Genomic DNA, 18,871 nt, shown 5'->3' on the forward strand with positions numbered 1-18,871 from the left:
GAAGGGTGTGGTGACGCGCCAGCCCACCCAGCAACGCACCACCTCCACCGACGACTGGGTGGCGGACCTGCTGCTGATGCTGCTCGAGCTGGCCTGGTGGCTGCTCAGGGGCGTCGTGCGGCTGGCGTGGCGCTTCCCCGTCCCCGTCGGCGTCGCGCTCGTCGGCTGGTGGGCCTACAGCCACGACCACCTGCTCTCGGTCGGCATCGTGGCCGTCGTCGTGGTGGTGGCCGTGGTGACGTGGCGCCTGGCCTGGCCCGGCTCGTTCCTGTGCTGGGTCTCGCGGCCGGCGTGGCGGCGGCGCAAGCGGCGGACGATCCGGCACAGCTGGCCCGGGCTGTGCGATCGGGTCGGCCTGGCGCTGAGCGTCGTCGAGCACCGCTCCGGTGGTCGCTCGTCCTGGACGCCGGGGCTGTCCCGGCTGCGCTGGACCTCCCGTGAGCACCTGGTGCTCTCGGCGCGGGTGCGGATGGTCGCCGGGCAGACCGTCGACGACCTCGCCGCGGCGGCGGAGAACCTGGCGGCGGCGTGCGGGGCGTGGTCGTGCCGGGTACGCAAGACGTCCCCGAACACCGCGGTCATCACATGGCTGTTCGGTGACCCGCTGGCGCACGCCGTCTCCCCGATGCCCGTGCCGGACGTCGTCGACGCCGCGGCGGTGCCGGTGGGACTGCGCGAGGACGGACAGCCCTGGCTGCTGCGCCTGGCCGCCACCCACGTCCTCATCGTCGGGGTCACCGGCGCCGGCAAGGGCTCGGTGGTGTGGTCGCTGCTCGGCGGCCTGGCCGGCGGTATCCGCGACGGGCTGGTGCAGGTGTGGGCCGTGGACGGTAAGGCTGGCATGGAGCTCGAACCCGGCCGGGCACTGTTCACCCGCTTCGCCACCACCGTCGAGGACGGCGTGCAGCTGCTGGAGGACGCCGCCGTGCTGATGACCGACCGCGCCGCCCGGATGGCCGGTACGGCCCGCCAGCACGAGCCCTCGACGAGCGAGCCGCTGCTGGTCGTCCTGGTCGACGAGGTGGCGCTGCTGACGGCGTACACACCGGACCGCAAGCTGCGCGACCGCGCGGAGAAGGCGATGGCCGCGCTGGCCACCCAGGGACGGGCGCCGGGTGTGGTCCTGGTGGCGGCGCTACAGGACCCGCGCAAGGAGGTCCTGGGCCTGCGCAACCTCTTCCCGACGAAGGTGGCGATGCGTCTGGACGAGAAGTCGCAGGTCGACATGGTCCTGGGCGAGGGCGCCCGCGACTCCGGGGCGCTGTGTCACCAGATCCCCGACACCACCCCTGGTGTCGCCTACGTCAAGGTCGACGGCATTCGCGAACCGGTGCGGGTGCGTGCCTCCTACTACGACGACGCCGCCATCGAGCAACTGGCGCGGACGTACGCACCCACAGTCCGGCCGGTGTTCTCCGTCGTCGACGACCAGGCCGACGAGGAGGGAGCCGCGTGAACGCCACGACCGCTCCTGCACCGGCTGCCGTACCGGCTGCTGTGGAGGTTGAGGTCGGTCAGCGCTTGCTGTCCCCGACGTTCGAGCGGTGGGCCGAGCAGGCCGCGAACTGCGGGCACTGTGCCCGACCGATCCGGCTGCGCGGGCAGGCCACCACCTTCGACCGGGCCACCGGTGAGGTTCTCTCGACCTACGACTCGGCCACCGAACCGGACGGAGTGCTGTACGCGCGCTGCGGCAACCGGCGGGCGAGCGTGTGCCCTTCGTGCAGCCACGAGTACAAGGGCGACATGTGGCACCTGCTCGCCGCCGGGGCCGCCGGCGGGATGAAGGGCGTACCGGAATCGGTGGCCACCCACCCGCTGGTGTTCGCGACGTTGACCGCTCCCTCCTTCGGGGCCGTGCACGGTCTGCGGCGCCGGTCGGGACGAGCAACGATGTGCCGGCCGCGTGCGACCTCCGCGAGGTGTGAGCACGGCCGGTCACTGGGCTGCCGCACGGTGCACGCCGAGGGTGACCGACGGCTGGGACAGCCGCTGTGCCCGCAGTGCTACGACTACACCGGGCACGTGGTGTGGCAGTGGTGGGCGCCGGAGCTGTGGCGCCGCTTCACCATCGCGCTGCGCCGGGTACTGGCCGCCTCCCTGGCGTTGACGCACAAGGAGGCGCACGCCCTGGTACGGGTCTCGTTCGCCAAGGTGGCGGAGTTCCAACGCCGCGGCGTGGTGCACTTCCACGCCCTCATCCGCCTCGACGGGCCACCGGTGAATTCGGAGGAGTTCCCGGCTCCACTCATCGACGTGAGCGCCCAGCGGTTGTGCGAGCTGGTGCACATCGCCGCCGCGCGGGTCTGGTTCGACGCTCCCGCCACCGCACCGGGCGAGCCGCTGCGCCGACTGCGTTTCGGAGCCCAGGTCGATGCTCGCGCCGTCACCGCGGACGCCACCCGGGATACCGGCCGCGCCAACGACCCGGACGACGGCCTGCACCCGGAGACGGTCGCGGCCTACATCGCCAAGTACGCCACCAAGGCCTGCGACGACTTCGGACTGCCGCCCCGGCTCCGCGACCCCGAGGCCGCACGACGCATGGGCATCGCAGAGCACGTCTGCCGCCTGCTGGCCGAAGTGCACCACCTGGCACGCACCGGCGGGTCGAAGTACCTGGCGCTGGCCAAGTGGGCGTCGATGATCGGCTTCCGCGGTCACTTCTCGACCAAGTCCCGCCGCTACTCCACCACCCTCGGCCGGCTCCGCTCTGCCCGGAAGCGGTGGGCCGTCGAGCGACTGCGCGACCACCTCACCGGACCGATGCCTCCCGATGAGCGCAATGGCATCCCAACCGAGGCCGAGGACACCACGCTTGTCGTCAGCTCATGGTCATTCGAAGGCGTCGGGTGGCTGACTGCCGGGGATGCGGCGCTGGCCGCCACCGCCGCCGCGCAGGCCCGTGAGTGGCGGGATGACCGCGCGCGGGTACGCCGCGCCCAGCAGCAGTGATCCCTCACACCAACACCAGCGGAGAAACTCCTATGCAGCATGAGCAGCTCATCCCGTCGGCCCGCCTTCTGTACCGCGTGCAGGATGCCGCCGAAATCCTCAGCCTCAGCCGCAGCGTCGTCTTCGAACTGCTGCGCTCCGGCAGGCTGCGCTCCGTCCACGAGGGCCGCACCCGCCTCATCCCGTACGAGGCGCTGCGCGAGTACGTCGCCTCTCTTGAGGACGTGGCCTGATGCCCACCCGACGCGGGCGCGGCGAGGGCGGCCTCCACTGGGACGAGAAGCGCCAGCGGTGGATCGCCACCGCCAGCCTCGGCTTCACCCCCGCCGGCAAGCGCATCGTCAAGCGCGGCAGCGGCAAGACCAAGACTGAGGCGCGGACCAAGCTGAAGGAGGTCCTGCGCGACCACGACGACGGCCTCACCATCGCCCCCACCAACTACACCGTCGCCCAGGCCGTCGAGGACTGGCTCACCTACGGCCTGCACGGTCGGTCGGAGACCACCGTAGTCACCAACCAGATCCTCGCCCGCACGCACGTCATCCCCGAGCTGGGCGCCCGCAAGCTGCGCGACCTCAACGCCGAGGACGTCGACCGCTGGCTCGCCCGCAAGGCGGAGACGCTGAGCACCCGCACGCTGCAGGGCATCCACAGCTGCCTCAACCGGGCGGTCAAGAGGGCGATGGCCCGCGACAAGGTGAAGCGCAACGTCGTGACCCTGTGCAGCGTGCCGCAGGGGCGTGGTGGCCGGCCGTCCAAGGCCTTGACCCTCGCCCAGGCCGAGGCGGTGCTCCGCGCCTGTGAGACGACCCGCATGCGCGGCTACGTCGTCCTGTCCCTGCTGACCGGCGCCCGCACCGAGGAGCTGCGGGCGCTGCGCTGGGACCACGTGGACCTCGTCGGCCGTCCCGGCGCTTCGCCTCCTGTGCCGCCGCACGTCGCCGTGTGGCGATCTGTACGTGCCGGCGGCGACACCAAGACCCGCAAGTCACGCCGGACCCTGGCGCTCCCCCAGCGCTGCGCCGAGGCGCTGCACGCGCAGCGGACCCAGCAGGAACAGGACCGGGTCACCGCCGGCACCCGCTGGATCGAGACGGGGCTCGTCTTTACGTCGAAGGTCGGTACCCCACTCGACCCCTCGCACGTTCGCCGCGACTTCCGGAACGCTATTGCTACTGCGGAGGGCGTCGCCCCTGCCGAGTGGACCCCGAGGGAGTTACGGCACAGCTTTGTCTCACTACTTTCAGACAGTGGCGTGCCTTTGGAAGAGATCTCTCGACTCGTCGGACATAGCGGCACCGCGGTAACCGAACTCGTTTACCGTAAGCAGATTCGCCCCGCACTGCAGTCAGGTGCTGTTGTTATGGACCGCATTTTTCCCAGTTCTTCGCAGAGTAGTGGCTGATCTGTGCATATTGAGTTTTCACGCGCGCGAACCGCGTTACATAGAATAATCGGCCAGCATCACGTGACTGCGCGGGCGTCATTCATCCATTCCACGACTCTGCATTACGCGAATCAACTGATCGGTTACCAACGAAAAACTGTTCGTTTCCCATGCGGGTCTATTCAAGGGCAATCCCTGCTGATCAATGAAATGCTCTAGCGGCATATCCGGGGCAGCCACTCGCCACCTGACCAACATGCTTGCGTCGGCTTGCCCGGTCTCCATAAGAGCCTCAAAAGAACGCAACTCCCGCAATGTTATGATCGCAAATGGCAGCGCGGATGGATGTGTCAATCCAGAATTCTTACGAACCTTTTCTCGGACCTGCTGAGCTACAACCTCATTCCAGCCTAGGCCTTCATTGGGAACAACGACCAGGGGGACAATTCGAGTTCCATCGGGAGGCGGGTATCCACAGAGTTTCTGCAAATGATGACGAATGAGGTGGACCGTAGAGTTTAACTGCTTCGCCTTGCGGTCTGTTAAAACCGCATCAAGCTCGCGCTCCAATGATTCACGCCCGCCGCTAGCATTAACAACGTCAGCCGCAATTCGACGAGAGGTGCATTCGATGAGAAGCCATACATCGCCACAGTCGACGGCGAAATCGCAAACTTTGGGCTTCTGACCCGAACGACCCATCCAGGCCTTCTGCATGTTCACTTCATCAAAAACTCTCTTAGAGAGCTGGCCGGAGTTGAACATTCGAGACAGCGTCTGGCCGACGCTATTCTCAAAAACCGCCTCGGCCGCAGCTCGAAACGCCACCACTTGGCGACTGCTAGGTCCTAAAGATTGAGCTACATCTAAGCTTGGAGGAACCCCAAGTGCCCGTTCAACCATAAAACCGAGACGCAGCACGAGGTACTCCCCCGTTTCCAGCCGGACGATTGGGTAGCGCCGAAAGCTATTGAATGACCAGCTGGGAATAGTGCATTCATTTCTCTCCGCTGCAATCTCCGCCGCTAGGCCGATGGAATCAATTGAGGTAATTTCGAGGAACCGCCTGATCGCGTTCTCATCAACGCCTAGCTTCTCAAAAAACTCGAAGGGGAATCGCGTGTAATTGTTGATCTCAGCTTGTGTCCACAGATGTAGAGCGATCGAAATAAGGTCATCGAAGGTTACGCCCGTAGCGAGTTGATAGAGGTCCGCAGGGGTGGAAGGCAGTTGATTTCGAATCTTTTTCGGCAGCTTATCTGGCCATTCACGTCGCCAGAAGAAGTCGGCTTCTGTAATTAGATGTGCAAGTTGCGGGCTCTTATTGAAGTGTTGGTTCGCGACAAGTTCGGATGCTAATTCTTCGTCGTAACCCCCCCAGACCAGTCCTGAAGGTCGAGGACGATGACTCGGCTCTTCCTGGCCGATGCTTAAAAGGTTTCGAAGGATGGCATCTAAGCCAAATAGGTCATTTCTAGGGGCTCCGGGAGCACAGCCTTCAAGGGCTTCTGCGGCGGCGAGCAGAATAACTTGCGGCACCAGCAGAGGGCGACGCTCGGAAACTCTTACAAGCAATCGAGATCTCAAAGGCTCAGTGGCAGCCGCGGCCCAACCGCGCTCATTAGCAAGGCGGTCGGCCGAAGTGAGCCAAGTCTTATCCACGTCGCGCAGCATCGCGGACAAGATTGTTAGAACGTGGTCTCTCGGGAGTGACCGCCAAGCTTGGTTGCGAGCTTCACGATCCATGGCTTGTATCAGAACATCGTCAGCCGTCAGATACACCTTCGCGCGACCAGCGAAGTCCCCGTACTGTCCCCGATAGCGATCCGGCACACACCGTTCTTACCAGATCGAACAAGATTAGGCATCAACGGCTCAAGCTGCCAGCAGACGGCACCCCTAGTTGCTCGCGTATCGGCACCTGCATCGGGTCACGACCGACCTAGGCCAGATTCCGGGCATCCCACTACAGCAGGTCTGATGCGCTGGCATGGGTTGTACTCGCTTTCCATAGAGCCCACCGTTGGGCTTGGTAGTGACAGCAGACTTAGCGGACGACCACCCACCCATTGTCGACTTCATGGACAGGACAGTGCCAACCGGTGATCTGTTGAGATCACAGACCAGCAAGGTCACTGGCGAGCCGGTCGGATCTGCCGATGCCACTGCACCACCTTGGCTCACTGACAGGTAGCCACAGCTCAGAGGGGACGCCGTCCCGGGTGACAGTCACGCAGTCAGTCACGCACAACGTCACAGGCCCGGCCCCGCTGACGCGGTGCCGGGCCTCTGACCTGCGGTCTTGCTGGTCGGGGTGACAGGATTTGAACCTGCGGCCTCTTCGTCCCGAACGAAGCGCGCTACCAAGCTGCGCCACACCCCGTGGGCAACGGGTACGAGTCTAGCCGACCCGCAGGGGTGCTCCGCACCACCTCTCCCTCACCCGGGGCCGGGCGCCTCAGCGCACCGGCACCAGCTCCAGCAGCGTCACCTCCGGCCGGCAAGCGAAGCGGAACGGCGAGTACGGGGAAGTGCCCAGCCCGGCGGACACGTGCAGCCAGGCGTCGCGCCCGCCCGCCGACCAGCGCGACAGACCCTTCGCCTGCTCGCGCGGCAGGTCGCAGTTCGTCACCAGCGCCCCGTAGCCCGGCAGGCACACCTGCCCGCCGTGGGTGTGCCCGGCGATGAGCAGGGACGCCCCGTCCGACGTCATCGCGTCCAGGGTCCGCCGGTACGGCGCGTGCGTGACACCCACCGTCAGGTCCGCGTCCGCCGCCGCGGGAGCCGCGACGTCCTCGTAGCGGTCGTAGCGCAGGTGCGGGTCGTCCACCCCCACGAGCTCGAAGTCCACGTCCCGCACCGTCAGGCGGGTGCGGGCGTTGTCCAGGTCCAGCCAGCCGGCGTCCGTGAAACCGCGCACCAGGTCGTCCGTGGGCAGGCGGGTGCCCTGCACGTCCTCGGGCGCCGACTTGCGCCACAGGTACGCCGCCCAGTTGCGCGGCTCCGGCGCCCAGTAGTCGTTCGACCCCAGGACGAACACCCCCGGGCGCTCCAGCAGCCCCGCGTACGTGTCCAGCACGGCCGGCACCGCCTCCGTGTCGGCCAGGTTGTCGCCCGTCGTGACCACCAGGTCCGGCTCCAGCTCCGCCAGGCCCCGCACCCACTCCCGCTTCGCCCGCTGGCTCGGCACCAGGTGCAGGTCCGACAGGTGCAGCACCCGCAGCGGCGCCCGCCCCAGCGGCAGCACCGGCACCACCGCGTGGCGCAGCGCGAACGCCCGCACCTCGTAGCCGGTGGCGTACGCCACCCCGGCCACCCCCGTCAGGGCCACGGCCCCCGCGGTGACGGCGAACGGCTTCAGGACGCTGTGCTGCGGCATCGGCCCATCCTGGCACCGCCCGCGGCCGGGAACCCGCTGGACGCCGGTGGGAGGATCGTCACCGTGAGCCTCAAGGACACCCTGCAGACCGACCTGACCACCGCCATGAAGGCGCGCGACGAACTGCGCTCCGCGACCCTGCGCATGGTCCTCACCGCGGTCCGCGGCGAGGAGGTCGCCGGCAAGTCCGCCCGCACCCTCGGCGACGAGGAAGTGGTCGCCGTGCTGCAGCGGGAGGCGAAGAAGCGCCGCGAAGCCGCCGACGCGTACGAGGCCGCCGGGCGCGCCGAGCAGGCCGAGCGCGAGCGCGCCGAGCTCGGCGTCGTCGAGACGTACCTGCCCACCCCGCTGACCGACGAGGAGCTGGGCGAGCTCGTCGACGAGGCCGTCCTCATCGCCTCCGGCGAGGGGCTGACCGGGATGGGCGCCATGGGCGCCGTCATGTCCCGCCTCAAGCCGCAGGTCGCCGGCCGCGCCGACGGCAAGCGGCTGTCCACCGCCGTCAGGGCGCGCCTGAACGCCTGACGGCCCCCGGGCCGGACGACGGAGGGGGTGGGCCCGTTCGGGCCCACCCCCTCCGTCACGTGCGGACCGACCGCGGTCAGCCGCGGTCCGCCCGCGGCGTCGGCAGCATCCCCCGCAGGTCCTCCAGCCCCTGCTCCAGCTCCTCGGCGACCCCCTCCGGCAGCTCCACCTCCGCGGCGGCCGGCGTCGTGCTCTCCGAGGACTCCGGCGCCTCCGAGGTGGTCTCCGGCTCCGGCGCCTCGGTCGTCTCCTCCGGCTCCGGTTCCGGCGCCGGCCGGCCCGCGCTGCGGGTCAGGGTGATCGTCGCCCCCGGCCGGGCGGACGAGGCGCTCTGCCGCGCCACCAGGCCCGCGCCGATCGACGACGTCACCCGCCGCGAGGACACGCTGACGTCGAACCCGGCGTTCTCCAGCGTCCTGGTGGCCGAGGAGACGCTGCGGCCGACGACGTTCGGCACCTTCACCCGGCCGTTGCTGACCGTGGTGCGCAGGCCCTCGTTCGTGCCGGGGGTGAAGTCCTTCACCGGCTGGCCCAGCGCCTCCGCGGCCGGGCCGACGATGTTCGCCCAGATCGGGCCGGGGATCGTCGAGCCGTACACGCGGCGGTAGCGGCGGCCGTTGATGGACTCGCCGTTCAGGGAGTCGGTGCCGCTGGCGTGCCCCACCCACACCGCCGCCGCCATCTGCGGGGTGTAGGCGGCGAACCAGACGTCGGCGCTGTCGTTCGTGGTGCCCGTCTTGCTGGCCACCGGGCGGCCGATGCGCTCCACGCGGCGGGCGGTTCCGCTCTGCCAGCCCTCCTCCAGCGCCTCGGTGACGTTGCGGGCCACGTTCGGGTCCAGCACCTGCTGGCAGTCGGCGGACGGCACCGGCAGCGGGTTGCCCTCGGTGTCGAGCACCTCCATGATCGCGACCGGCTCGCAGAAGGTGCCCTCGGCGGCGAACGCGGCGTACGCGCCGGCGATCGACAACGGGGTCACCAGGTTCGTGCCCAGCGTCATCGACGGGTTCTGGTCCAGGTCGCGGCTGACCTCGCCGGTGAGGAAGTTCTTCGTGGCGGACGCCTTGTAGACGCCCAGGGACTGCGCGGTCGCGGCGATGTCGCAGATGTCGAGCTGCTTCTCCATCGACACGTACGCGGTGTTCACCGACTGGGAGGTGGCGCGGCGCACCGTCATCGAGCCGGAACTGCTGCTCTCGGAGTTGTAGTACGTGTAGGTGTCGCCGCTGCGGATCTTCGAGCCGCAGGCCGTGAACGCGCTGATCGGGTCCGAGCCGGAACGCGGGGAGGGCACCACCGAGTCCAGCGACCGGCCCGACTTCAGCCAGGTGGCGAGCGTGAACGGCTTGAACGTCGAGCCCTGCTGGAACCCGTTGCCGCCGCCCATGGCGTCGCTGACGTTGTAGTTCAGCGTGGTCTGGCCCACGACGTCCTCGTCGGGCGAGTACGTCGTGTTCTGCGCCATCGCCAGGATCTTGCCGTTGCCCGGCTCCACGACGGAGGCCGCCGAGCGCGCCGGCTGCCCCGGGTTCACGCCCGCGTTCACGGCCTCCTGGGTGATGGCCTGCACCCGCTTGTCCAGGGTGGTCGTGATGCTCAGGCCACCGCGGCGCAGCAGCTCCTCGCGCTCCTCCACCGTCTCGCCGAACGCCGGGTCCTGCGCGATGACGTGGGTGACGTAGTCGCAGAAGTACGCGGCCGACTCCGCAGCCATGCAGCCCTGCCGGGACGGCTGCAGGACCAGGCCCAGCGGCGCGGCCGCGGCGGCGTCGTGGGCGGCCTGGTCGATCTTGCCGAGCTCGAGCATCCGGGCCAGCACGACGTTGCGGCGGCCGATCGCCGCCTCCTCCTTCTCCACCGGGTTGTAGCCGGCGGGGTTCTGCACCAGCCCGGCCAGCAGCGCCGCCTCGTGCAGCGCCAGCTCCGCGGCCGGCTTGGAGAAGTAGTACTGCGCGGCGGCCTCGATGCCGTACACGTTGTTGTAGAAGTACGCGACGTTCAGGTAGGCGGCGAGGATCTCGTCCTTGCTCATCTCCTTCTCCACGCCCACCGCGAGCTTCATCTCGCGCAGCTTGCGGGCGTAGCCGTCCACGCCGTCCGCGTCCACCGCGGCGGCGGCGGCCTCGGCGTCGCCCTCCTCCACGGCCTGCTCCACCAGGACGTTCTTCACGTACTGCTGCGTCAGCGTGGAGGCGCCCTGCGTGTCGCCGCCGCCGGCGTTGCTGACCAGGGCGCGGGCGATGCCCTTGACGTCCACCGCGCCGTGCTCGTAGAAGCGGGAGTCCTCGATGGCGACGATCGCGTCGCGCATCACCGGGGCGATCTGGTCGAAGGAGACCACCGAGCGGTTCTGGTCGTAGACGCGCGCCATGACCGAGCCGTCCGACCAGCGGATCGTCGTCGCCTCGGACAGCTTCTGGTCGCCGAGGTCGGAGGGCAGCTCGTTGAAGACCTCCACCCCCATGCGGGCTGCGCTGCCGGTGGCCGCCACGGCGGGCACGACGAGCCCCGCCGCCAGGACCCCCCCGGCGGCGCTGACCGCCGTGAAGGCACCGAGCAGCCGGAAGACGGGGCGGTGCGTGGAACCAGACGCCATACCAGCAGGGTAAGGGGAGACGACGCCGAGTCCTCGCGCACGCAGGACCTCCACGAGCACTCCGCACGACACCACCCCGCACGCCCCCCCACGGGGGGCCACCGTGCACGCTGCGTGACCGGAACTAGTCCCGACGGACTAGCGGTTCTGGTGCCGAATGGCTCTGACGCGACACGCCTCGCCGACCCTACGCTGCTGCCACGCCCCCTCGGGGGCCGTCAGGGGGATTCACAGGGTCGCCTCCTCCGGGGGGAACCACCGCGCCACGCGGTGGTCCGCGAGGGGGCGTGACGGGGAGGGACCGTCGATGGTGTGGACGTTGGAGTGGGCCGCTCGCGGGGCGTGCAAGTCCGCGGAGGCCGACGAGCTGTTCGTGCAGGGTTCGGCGCAGAACCGCGCCAAGGCGATCTGCGGGGGGTGCCCCGTGCGCACCGAGTGCCTCGCGGACGCCCTCGACAGCCGGGTCGAGTTCGGCGTGTGGGGCGGCATGACCGAGCGGGAGCGGCGCGCGCTGCTCAAGCGCCGCCCGAACGTGCGCTCCTGGCAGCGCCTGCTGGAGGCCGCGCGCGACGCGCACCTGGCCACCGCCGCCGGCACCGTCACCGGCTCGGGCACCAGCGCCCCCGCCGGCGCGGACGGGGACGTGCTGCAGGCCGTCTGAGCCCGGCCGGGCGGGACGGCCGCCCCGCGCGCCACGGCCGCCGCCACTACGGTGGCGGCCATGACGACCTGGGAGTACGCGACCGTCCCGCTCATCGTCCACGCGACGAAGCAGATCCTGGACCAGTGGGGCTCCGACGGCTGGGAGCTCGTGCAGGTGGTGACCGGCCCGGACGGCAACGGCCTCGTCGCCTACCTCAAGCGCCCCACCGGCGCGTGAGCACCACGCACACCGCGCGCCTCGCCGCGCTCGGCCTGGAGCTGCCGGACGTGCCGGCCCCCGTGGCCGCGTACGTGCCGGCGGTGCGCTCCGGCGACCTCGTCCACACCTCCGGCCAGCTGCCGTTCACCGGCGGCGAGCTGCCCCTGACCGGCAAGGTCGGCCAGGGCGACGGGCTCGTGGACCCCGAGACCGCCCGGCAGCTCGCCGGCACGGCCGCGCTCAACGCGCTGGCCGCCGCCGCGGGCGCCGCCGGCGGCCTGGACGCGGTCCAGGCCGTCGTGAAGGTCGTCGTGTTCGTCGCCAGCGACCCCGGGTTCACCGGCCAGCCCGCCGTCGCCAACGGTGCCAGCGAACTGCTCGGGCAGGTGCTCGGCGACGCGGGCCGGCACGCCCGCAGCGCCGTGGGCGTGGCGGTGCTGCCCCTCGACTCCCCCGTGGAGGTCGAGATCACCGTGCGGGTGCGCTCCTGACGCGCCGTGCGGCGCCCGGCGCGTGGGCGGGTGGGCCGGTCACCGACCGGGCCACCTGCCTGCTCGCGCCGAACCCCGGGCCGATGACGCTGGAGGGCACGAACAGCTGGGTGCTGGCCGCCCCGGGCTCCCGGGACGCGGTCGTCGTCGACCCCGGCCCGGACGACGCCGCGCACCGCGCCGCCCTCCTGGGGGAGCTCACCGGCCGGGACCTGCGCTGCGCGCTCGTGGTGACCACCCACCACCACGACGACCACGCCGGCGGCGCGGACGCCTTCGCGGCCGCGGCCGGCTCCCCGCCGGTGCTGCGCGCCGCCGACGCCGACGACGGCGGTGAGCTCGACGTGGACGGGCTGCGGCTGCGGCTGCTGCGCACCCCCGGTCACACCGCCGACTCCCTGTGCCTGCTGGTGGAGGACGAGGGCTCCTTGCTGACCGGCGACACCGTCCTGGGCCGCGGCAGCACCGCGCTGAGCGACGACGGCGACCTCGGCGAGCACCTGGCGTCGCTGCGGCGGCTGCTGGGGCTGGACACCGCCGGGCACCTGGAGGTGCTGCTGCCCGGCCACGGGCCCGCGCGCCGCGACGCGCGCGCCGCGCTGGCCGCCCAGCTCGCGCACCGCCTGGGGCGCCTGGAGCAGGTGCGCGAGGCCCTGGAGGCGGGGGCGCCGGACGTCGCCGCCGTCGCGACGGCCGTGCACGGCCCCCTGGAGGGGCCGCTGGCGGACGCGGCCCGCGCCTCGGTGCGCGCCCACCTGGCCCACCTCGGCGTGGACCTGCCGGGCTGAGGCCCGGCCGAGCCTCAGCGGGCCCGGCGGGTCAGCCGGTCGACGTCGTGCAGCACGACCGCCCGCGCCTCCAGGCGCAGCCAGCCGCGGGAGGCGAAGTCCGCCAGCGCCTTGTTCACCGTCTCGCGGGAGGCGCCCACCAGCTGGGCCAGCTCCTCCTGGGTGAGGTCGTGCGCCACCAGCAGCCCGTCGGCGATCGGGCGGCCGAAGCGGCGCGAGAGGTCCAGCAGCGCCTTGGCGACCCGGCCGGGCACGTCGGTGAAGACGAGGTCGGCCAGGGTGACGTTGGTGCGGCGCAGCCGCTGCGCCAGCGCCTGCAGCAGGTGCTTGGCGACCTCGGGGCGGCGGGTCAGCCAGGCCATCATGTCGTCGTGCTGCAGGGCGATGAGGTCCGCCTCGGAGACCGCGCGCGCCGAGCTGGTGCGCGGGCCGGGGTCGAACAGCGACAGCTCGCCGAACATCTCCCCCGGGCCCATCACGGCCAGCAGGTTCTCCCGGCCGTCGGGCCAGCTGCGCACCAGCTTGATCTTGCCGGTGCGCACCACGTAGACGCGGTCGCCGGGCTCGCCCTCGGCGAACACCTGCTCGCCGCGCTCCAGGTGGACCGCCTCCATGGACTCCAGCAGCTCGGCGGAGGCGTCGTCGTCCAGGGCGGCGAACAGCGGCGCGCGGCGGACGACGTCCCCCAGGCTCTCGGCGTCCGCGACGCCGTCGCTCTGCGCGTGCTCCACCGAGTGACCTCCCGTGCTGCCGCGCGCCCCGGCTGGGCGCACCGCGCCTCAGTCTGCCGCACGGCGTCCCGGGAGGCTCGGCCGGTCGCGGCGGCGGACGTCGGCGCGGCGCGACCCGGCGGTGTCAGCGCGCGGCGCGGGACGGTGCCACCAGGTCGCGGTAGCGGCGCAGGAGCGCGTCGGTGACGAGCTCCAGCTCCTCCTCCAGCGCGTCCTCGTAGGCGCCCAGGCGGCGGGCGGCGGCGGCCAGCGCGCGCAGCTGCCCGGCCAGGTCGCCGCCGGCCCCGGCGCCGGCGGTCAGCACCAGCCCGCGCAGGACGTCGTTGGGGTCGGCGACGGCGGGCAGGGAGCCGGGGGGCGACGGCGGCGGCAGGTGAGCGGCCAGGTGCGCCTCCAGCGGACCGCCGTGGGCGCCGGCCTCCACGGGCACCTCCAGCGCCTCCGCGCCGACGGCCGCGGCCACCAGCAGGTCGCGGCGGGCGCGCAGCAGGCGCGACCAGTGCCCGGCGCGGCGCACCTCCTCCAGCAGCAGCTCGCGGCGGCGGCGCAGCGCGAGCAGCGGCAGCTCCTGCAGCTCGTGGTCCACCAGGTGCGCGGCGTGCGGTTCGGAGGCGGCGCCGGGGACGGCGGCCAGGCGGGCGAGCAGCTCCCGCAGGCCCGGCACCTCCGGCGGCTCCGGCAGCTCCGGCAGGTCGTCCGGGACGGGCGCGGCGCCGGGCGCGCCGGCGGTGGCGGTGGCGGTGGGCGGGGTCTGCGGGTCCCCGTCGCGTGCTGGCATGGCCGTCGTGTCGTCCCCGGCGGCGGCGCCCTTGACGGCGCCGCGGCGCGCGTCACCCGCTCGCGCGCAGCAGTCACCCGCTCGCACCCGGCCGGTGTCCGGGACGGCACGTACCCTCGCCGGTGTGAGCAGCACGTCCCGCCCCGCCCTCGACGCCGACGGCGAGACGCCGCTCGCGCGCACGCGGCGCGCCCGCAAGGTGCACCGGCTGCTGGCGGAGCGCTACCCCGACGCCCGCTGCGAGCTGGACTTCACCACGCCCTTCCAGCTGCTGGTGGCGACCGTGCTGTCCGCGCAGTGCACCGACGCGCGGGTCAACACGGTCACGCCGCAGCTGTTCGCGCGCTGGCCGGAGCCGGTGGACCTGGCCGGCGCGGACCGCGCCGAGCTGGAGGCCGTCGTGCAGCCCACCGGGTTCTTCCGCGCGAAGAGCGACTCGCTGCTGCGGCTGTCGGCGGCGCTGGTGGCCGACCACGGCGGTCGGGTGCCCGGGCGGCTGGAGGACCTCGTGCGGCTGCCGGGCGTGGGGCGCAAGACCGCCAACGTCGTCCTCGGCGACGCGTTCGGCGTGCCCGGGCTGACGGTCGACACCCACGTGGGCCGGCTCTCGCGCCGGCTGGGGTTCACCCGCCACGAGGACCCGGTGAAGGTGGAGTCCGACCTCGCGCAGCTGCTGCCGCGCGAGGACTGGACCATCTTCAACCACCGGACGATCTTCCACGGGCGGCGCACCTGCCACAGCCGCAGGCCGGCGTGCGGGGCGTGCCCGGTGGCGCGGCTGTGCCCGTCGTACGGCACCGGGGAGACGGACCCGGTGCGGGCGGCGAAGCTCGTGCGCGGCCCGGCCGCCCCGGTGGCCGACGCGGATGCCGCCGGCGCCGCAGCGGTCCCGGTCGCCCCGTGAGCGGGGCGCGGGTGCTGCCCGGGTGGCTGCGCCCGCTGGCCGAGCGCCTGCCCACGGTCACCGCGGACGACCTGCGCTGGCACGACGACCGCCGCGCGCCCGCCGGCGCCGCGCGCCCCGCCGCGGTGCTCGTGCTGTTCGCCGACGGCCCGGCCGGGCCGGAGGTGCTGCTCACCGAGCGCGCCGGCACCCTGCGCCAGCACTCCGGGCAGGTCGCCTTCCCCGGCGGGCGCAGCGACCCCGGCGACCCCTCCCCCGCCGCCACCGCGCTGCGCGAGGCGGCCGAGGAGACCGGCCTGGACCCCGCGGGCGTCGACGTCCTCGGCGAGCTGCCGCGGCTGCTGCTGGCGCACTCGCGGCACTCCGTGACGCCCGTGGTGGCGCACTGGCGCGCGCCCGCGCCCGTCGGGGTGCGCGACGCCGCGGAGGTGGCGCGCGTGGAGCGGGTGCCGCTGCCGGAGCTGCTGGCACCGGCGGCGCGGCGGCGGCTGCGCGGCCCCGGCGGGTACGCCGGCCCGGCGTTCGCGGTGCGCGGCATGCTGGTGTGGGGGTTCACCGCGGAGGTCCTCGTGCGGGTGCTCGCCCTGGGCGACCTGCTGCCGGTGGACGGCGCGGTGGGGGGTCCGGGTGCCGCCGAGCTCACCCTCGACGAGGCGCTGCGGTGGGCGCGCGGCGCGGGCACCCCGTGAGCGGCTCCACCGTCCTCGACCTGCTGCTCGTGGCGCTGCTGCTGGCGCAGCTGGCCGCCGGGTACCGGGAGGGCCTGGTGGTGGGCCTGGCCGGGCTCGCCGGCCTCGTCGGCGGTGCGGCCGCCGGCGTGGTGCTCCTGCCGCGCGTCGTGGACGACTGGGCGCCCGGGGTGCGTCCCGCCCTCGTCGTGGTGCTGGGCACGCTGGCGCTGGCGGTGGTGGGCCGGCTGCTGCTGAGCGCGGTCGCGCTGCGGCTGCGCCGCGGGGTGCGCTCCCGGTCGGCGCGGCTGGTGGACGCGGGCCTCGGGGCCCTCGCCGCCGGCGTGGCGACGCTGCTGGTGGTGTGGGTGGTGGCCGGCGCCGCCCTGACCGCACCCCTGCCGGCCGTCGTGTCGACGGTGGACGGCTCCCGGGTGGTGCGGGCCGTGGACGCGGCCGTGCCGGGGGACGCCAGCGCGTTCGTCGGGCGCGTCTGGGCCGCGGCGCAGGCCAGCGGCTTCCCGCGAGTGTTCGCCGGGCTGGACGCCGAGCCGATCGCACCGGTGGACCCGCCCGCCCCCGCCGTCCCGGACACCCCCGGCCTGCGGGCCGCGCAGAGCAGCGTCGTGAAGGTCACCGGCGTGGCGGACGACTGCGCGCGCGGCCTGGAGGGCAGCGGCTTCGTCGCCGAGCGCGTGGGCGGGGCGGCCCGCGTGGTCACCAACGCCCACGTCGTCGCCGGCGTGGACGACCCCCTGGTGCAGCCGCAGGGCGCCGGGCGCCGCTACCCGGCGACCGTCGTGGCGTACGACCCGGCGCGGGACCTGGCGGTGCTGGACGTGCCGGGCCTGGACGTGCCGGCGCTGCCGCGCACGCCGGAGCTGGGGCGCGGGGACGCCGCCGTGGTGGCGGGCTTCCCGCTGGACGGTCCGTACACGCTGGCGACCGCGCGGGTGCGGCAGGTGATCAGCGCGCAGGGCCGCGACGTGTACGACGCGGCGGACGTGGTGCGCCGGGTGTACTCGGTGTACTCGCAGGTGCAGCCGGGCAACTCCGGCGGGCCGCTGCTCACCGAGGACGGGCGGGTGGCGGGCGTGGTGTTCGCCAAGAGCCTGGACGACCCGTACACGGGGTACGCGCTGACGCCGGTGGAGCTGGACGCCGTGCTCGCCGAGGCGGGCGCCTCGACCGCGGTGGTGCCCACCGGGGCGTGCACCACGGGGTGACGCCCCTCCCCCGCCTCCCCCACCTCCCGGGGGCGGGGTCAGAAGCGGGCGAGCCAGCCGGCGAGGGCGGCGGTGAGGCGGTCGGGGGCCTCCTCGGGCGCGTAGTGCCCGGCACCCGGGACCTGCACGACGCGGTGCGGGCCGTGCGCGTACCGCGCCGCGGCGTCCAGGGCGCCCGCGCCCACGGTGGGGTCCAGCTCCCCGCGCACCTGCAGCACCGGCACCTCCACGCCGCCGCGCAGCGCCGCCGCCAGCCGCCGGCCGTCGGCGCGCACCGCCGAGCGGGCGATCCAGCGGTGGTACTCCAGCGCCGAGTGCGCCACGAACGGCACCCGGATCGCCTCGGTGTAGCGCTCGACGTCCTCGGGCCGCGGCCAGCCCGGCGCCGAGGCGGCGCGCAGGAACCGCTCCACGCCGTCGCCGTGGACGAGGCGGTGCTCGGGCAGGACCGGCAGCTGGCGGGCCAGCGCCACGGCCGTCGTGCGCGCGCCCACCGCGGCCGCCCCCCCGCCGCGCAGCCGCTCGCGCAGCACGTGCCGCGACAGCAGCGGGTGGGCGGCGCCGACGACGGCGATGCCCCGCACCTGCTGCGGGTGCAGCGACGGCAACGCCCACGCGGTGCGCCCGGACACGCCGTGGCCGACGACGAACGCGTCGCGCTCGCCGAGGGCCCGCACCAGGGCCGCCACGTCGGCCGCGGAGGTGGCGGTGTCGTAGCCGCGCGGCGGCTTGTCGCTGGCGCCGTAACCGCGCAGGTCCATGGCGACGGCGCGGTACCCGGCCGAGGCCAGCGCGACCAGCTGGGCGCGCCACGCCCACCAGAACTGCGGGAAGTCGTGCAGGAGCAGCACGAGCGGTCCGTCGCCGAGCTCGGCGACGTGGAAGCGGGCGCCGTGGGCCGCGACGAGGCGGTGCCGCCACGGCCCCTCGACGAGCACCGCCGAGACGTCGGTGGCGGGTGCGGCCACGGCCGGCCGCGTCAGTGCCCGATGCTGGCGCGCCCGGCGGTGGAGCCGGGGATCGTCTTGGCGACGGGCTTGCCGGAGGCCGACGCCTTGACGGCGGCGATGGTGTCCTTGGTGGAGCGGATGGCGCGCTCCGGCGGGCCGACCTTCTTCACGCGGCCGAAGCCGACGGCGGCCAGCGCACCGGCGACCAGGAGCATCGCGGCGGCCACCACCAGGAACGCCAGCCACACCGGCCACCCGGCGCCCTCGACGAGGGCGTAGGCGACGGTGACGCCGAGGAAGACGAACGCGACGAAGCCGAAGACGCCGGCCACCGCGAACAGCGCGCCGCCCAGGGCCCCGTTCTTGACGTCGGTGGTGATCTCCGCCTTGGCGAGCGCCACCTCGTAGCGGACGAGCTCGGACACGTCCTTGGTGGCGTCGGCCACCAGCTGGCCGATGCTGCGCTCGGGCACCGTGCTCGTCGCGGCCTTCGCCGAGGCCGCCGTGGAGCCGTGGCCGTCCGGGGTTGTCATGGGTCCTCCTCACTGCCACCGCGCGCGGTGCCGGTGTGCCGGGAGAACCCTACGGGGCGGCCGGGGTGGGCGCGCGGGTGCGGGGCGGGGGTGCGTCG

Annotated in this window: 19 protein-coding genes and 1 tRNA gene; 12 read left to right on the top strand and 8 right to left on the bottom strand. The window is 72.8% G+C overall.

Annotated features, from left to right (window positions below; all coding sequences use genetic code 11):
- Window positions 1–10 precede the first annotated feature (10 nt).
- Genes MN205_RS13680 through xerC form a run of 4 tightly spaced genes read left to right on the top strand, consistent with a single transcriptional unit; the run spans window position 11 to window position 4,360 of the window.
- Entirely contained in the window at window positions 11–1,456 is a 1,446-nt protein-coding gene (locus tag MN205_RS13680) for a hypothetical protein (protein WP_242128178.1), read from the top strand.
- Window positions 1,453–2,955, top strand: coding sequence for a replication initiator (locus tag MN205_RS13685; protein WP_242128179.1), 1,503 nt, complete (start codon window positions 1,453–1,455; stop codon window positions 2,953–2,955). The genes MN205_RS13680 and MN205_RS13685 overlap by 4 nt, the downstream gene beginning before the upstream one ends.
- A 32-nt stretch (window positions 2,956–2,987) precedes the next feature.
- Entirely contained in the window at window positions 2,988–3,188 is a 201-nt protein-coding gene (locus MN205_RS13690) for a helix-turn-helix domain-containing protein (protein ID WP_242128181.1), read from the top strand.
- Window positions 3,188–4,360: a tyrosine recombinase XerC gene (xerC, locus tag MN205_RS13695; protein WP_242128183.1), complete on the top strand. Its 1,173-nt coding sequence runs from the start codon at window positions 3,188–3,190 to the stop codon at window positions 4,358–4,360. The genes MN205_RS13690 and xerC overlap by 1 nt, the downstream gene beginning before the upstream one ends.
- A 78-nt stretch (window positions 4,361–4,438) precedes the next feature.
- Here the strand turns inward: xerC and MN205_RS13700 are convergent, their stop codons facing one another.
- From MN205_RS13700 to MN205_RS13710, 3 genes are all read right to left on the bottom strand, one after another.
- Complete coding sequence (locus MN205_RS13700; RefSeq protein WP_242128185.1) at window positions 4,439–6,016, bottom strand: hypothetical protein; 1,578 nt, start codon at window positions 6,014–6,016, stop codon at window positions 4,439–4,441.
- A 632-nt stretch (window positions 6,017–6,648) separates the two neighbouring features.
- Window positions 6,649–6,725, bottom strand: a tRNA-Pro gene (locus MN205_RS13705).
- Window positions 6,726–6,800: 75 nt separating this feature from the next.
- The gene (locus MN205_RS13710) at window positions 6,801–7,721 is read right to left on the bottom strand and encodes a metallophosphoesterase (protein ID WP_305037215.1); all 921 of its coding nucleotides are present in this window, start codon (window positions 7,719–7,721) and stop codon (window positions 6,801–6,803) included.
- Between the two features lie 63 nt (window positions 7,722–7,784).
- On the opposite strand from MN205_RS13710, the gene MN205_RS13715 reads away from it, so the two are divergent.
- Window positions 7,785–8,246, top strand: coding sequence for a GatB/YqeY domain-containing protein (locus tag MN205_RS13715; protein ID WP_242128187.1), 462 nt, complete (start codon window positions 7,785–7,787; stop codon window positions 8,244–8,246).
- 76 nt (window positions 8,247–8,322) lie between these two features.
- Here the strand turns inward: MN205_RS13715 and MN205_RS13720 are convergent, their stop codons facing one another.
- The gene (locus MN205_RS13720) at window positions 8,323–10,842 is read right to left on the bottom strand and encodes a penicillin-binding protein (protein ID WP_242128189.1); all 2,520 of its coding nucleotides are present in this window, start codon (window positions 10,840–10,842) and stop codon (window positions 8,323–8,325) included.
- 307 nt (window positions 10,843–11,149) lie between these two features.
- On the opposite strand from MN205_RS13720, the gene MN205_RS13725 reads away from it, so the two are divergent.
- The 4 genes from MN205_RS13725 (at window position 11,150) to MN205_RS13740 (ending at window position 12,983) form a co-directional block, all read left to right on the top strand.
- On the top strand, window positions 11,150–11,503 hold the full coding sequence (locus MN205_RS13725) for a WhiB family transcriptional regulator (protein WP_242128191.1): 354 nt from the start codon (window positions 11,150–11,152) through the stop codon (window positions 11,501–11,503).
- A 60-nt stretch (window positions 11,504–11,563) separates the two neighbouring features.
- Window positions 11,564–11,722, top strand: a complete 159-nt coding sequence (locus MN205_RS13730) for a DUF4177 domain-containing protein (protein WP_166611200.1) — start codon at window positions 11,564–11,566, stop codon at window positions 11,720–11,722.
- Window positions 11,719–12,195, top strand: coding sequence for a RidA family protein (locus MN205_RS13735; RefSeq protein ID WP_242128193.1), 477 nt, complete (start codon window positions 11,719–11,721; stop codon window positions 12,193–12,195). Before MN205_RS13730 ends, MN205_RS13735 begins: the two co-directional genes overlap by 4 nt.
- 83 nt (window positions 12,196–12,278) lie before the next feature.
- A complete protein-coding gene (locus MN205_RS13740) occupies window positions 12,279–12,983 on the top strand; it encodes an MBL fold metallo-hydrolase (protein WP_242128195.1) in 705 nt (234 codons plus the stop codon).
- Window positions 12,984–12,997: 14 nt separating this feature from the next.
- Here MN205_RS13740 and MN205_RS13745 read toward each other — a convergent pair whose 3' ends face one another.
- On the bottom strand, window positions 12,998–13,672 hold the full coding sequence (locus MN205_RS13745) for a Crp/Fnr family transcriptional regulator (RefSeq protein WP_242128383.1): 675 nt from the start codon (window positions 13,670–13,672) through the stop codon (window positions 12,998–13,000).
- A 166-nt stretch (window positions 13,673–13,838) separates the two neighbouring features.
- Window positions 13,839–14,492, bottom strand: coding sequence for a hypothetical protein (locus MN205_RS13750; protein WP_242128197.1), 654 nt, complete (start codon window positions 14,490–14,492; stop codon window positions 13,839–13,841).
- A 124-nt stretch (window positions 14,493–14,616) separates the two neighbouring features.
- Between MN205_RS13750 and nth the strand changes: the two genes are divergently transcribed.
- Genes nth through MN205_RS13765 form a run of 3 tightly spaced genes read left to right on the top strand, consistent with a single transcriptional unit; the run spans window position 14,617 to window position 17,290 of the window.
- The gene (nth, locus tag MN205_RS13755) at window positions 14,617–15,396 is read left to right on the top strand and encodes an endonuclease III (RefSeq protein WP_242128199.1); all 780 of its coding nucleotides are present in this window, start codon (window positions 14,617–14,619) and stop codon (window positions 15,394–15,396) included.
- The gene (locus MN205_RS13760; RefSeq protein ID WP_242128201.1) at window positions 15,393–16,085 is read left to right on the top strand and encodes a CoA pyrophosphatase; all 693 of its coding nucleotides are present in this window, start codon (window positions 15,393–15,395) and stop codon (window positions 16,083–16,085) included. The genes nth and MN205_RS13760 overlap by 4 nt, the downstream gene beginning before the upstream one ends.
- Window positions 16,082–17,290, top strand: a complete 1,209-nt coding sequence (locus MN205_RS13765; protein WP_242128203.1) for a MarP family serine protease — start codon at window positions 16,082–16,084, stop codon at window positions 17,288–17,290. The genes MN205_RS13760 and MN205_RS13765 overlap by 4 nt, the downstream gene beginning before the upstream one ends.
- A 38-nt stretch (window positions 17,291–17,328) precedes the next feature.
- Here the strand turns inward: MN205_RS13765 and MN205_RS13770 are convergent, their stop codons facing one another.
- Both MN205_RS13770 and MN205_RS13775 read right to left on the bottom strand, forming a co-directional pair.
- Entirely contained in the window at window positions 17,329–18,258 is a 930-nt protein-coding gene (locus tag MN205_RS13770; RefSeq protein WP_242128206.1) for an alpha/beta fold hydrolase, read from the bottom strand.
- Between the two features lie 11 nt (window positions 18,259–18,269).
- The gene (locus MN205_RS13775; protein WP_242128207.1) at window positions 18,270–18,773 is read right to left on the bottom strand and encodes a phage holin family protein; all 504 of its coding nucleotides are present in this window, start codon (window positions 18,771–18,773) and stop codon (window positions 18,270–18,272) included.
- Between the last annotated feature and the right edge of the window lie 98 nt (window positions 18,774–18,871).

This window comes from Kineococcus sp. TRM81007, assembly GCF_022669155.1.
Lineage (GTDB): Bacteria > Actinomycetota > Actinomycetes > Actinomycetales > Kineococcaceae > Kineococcus.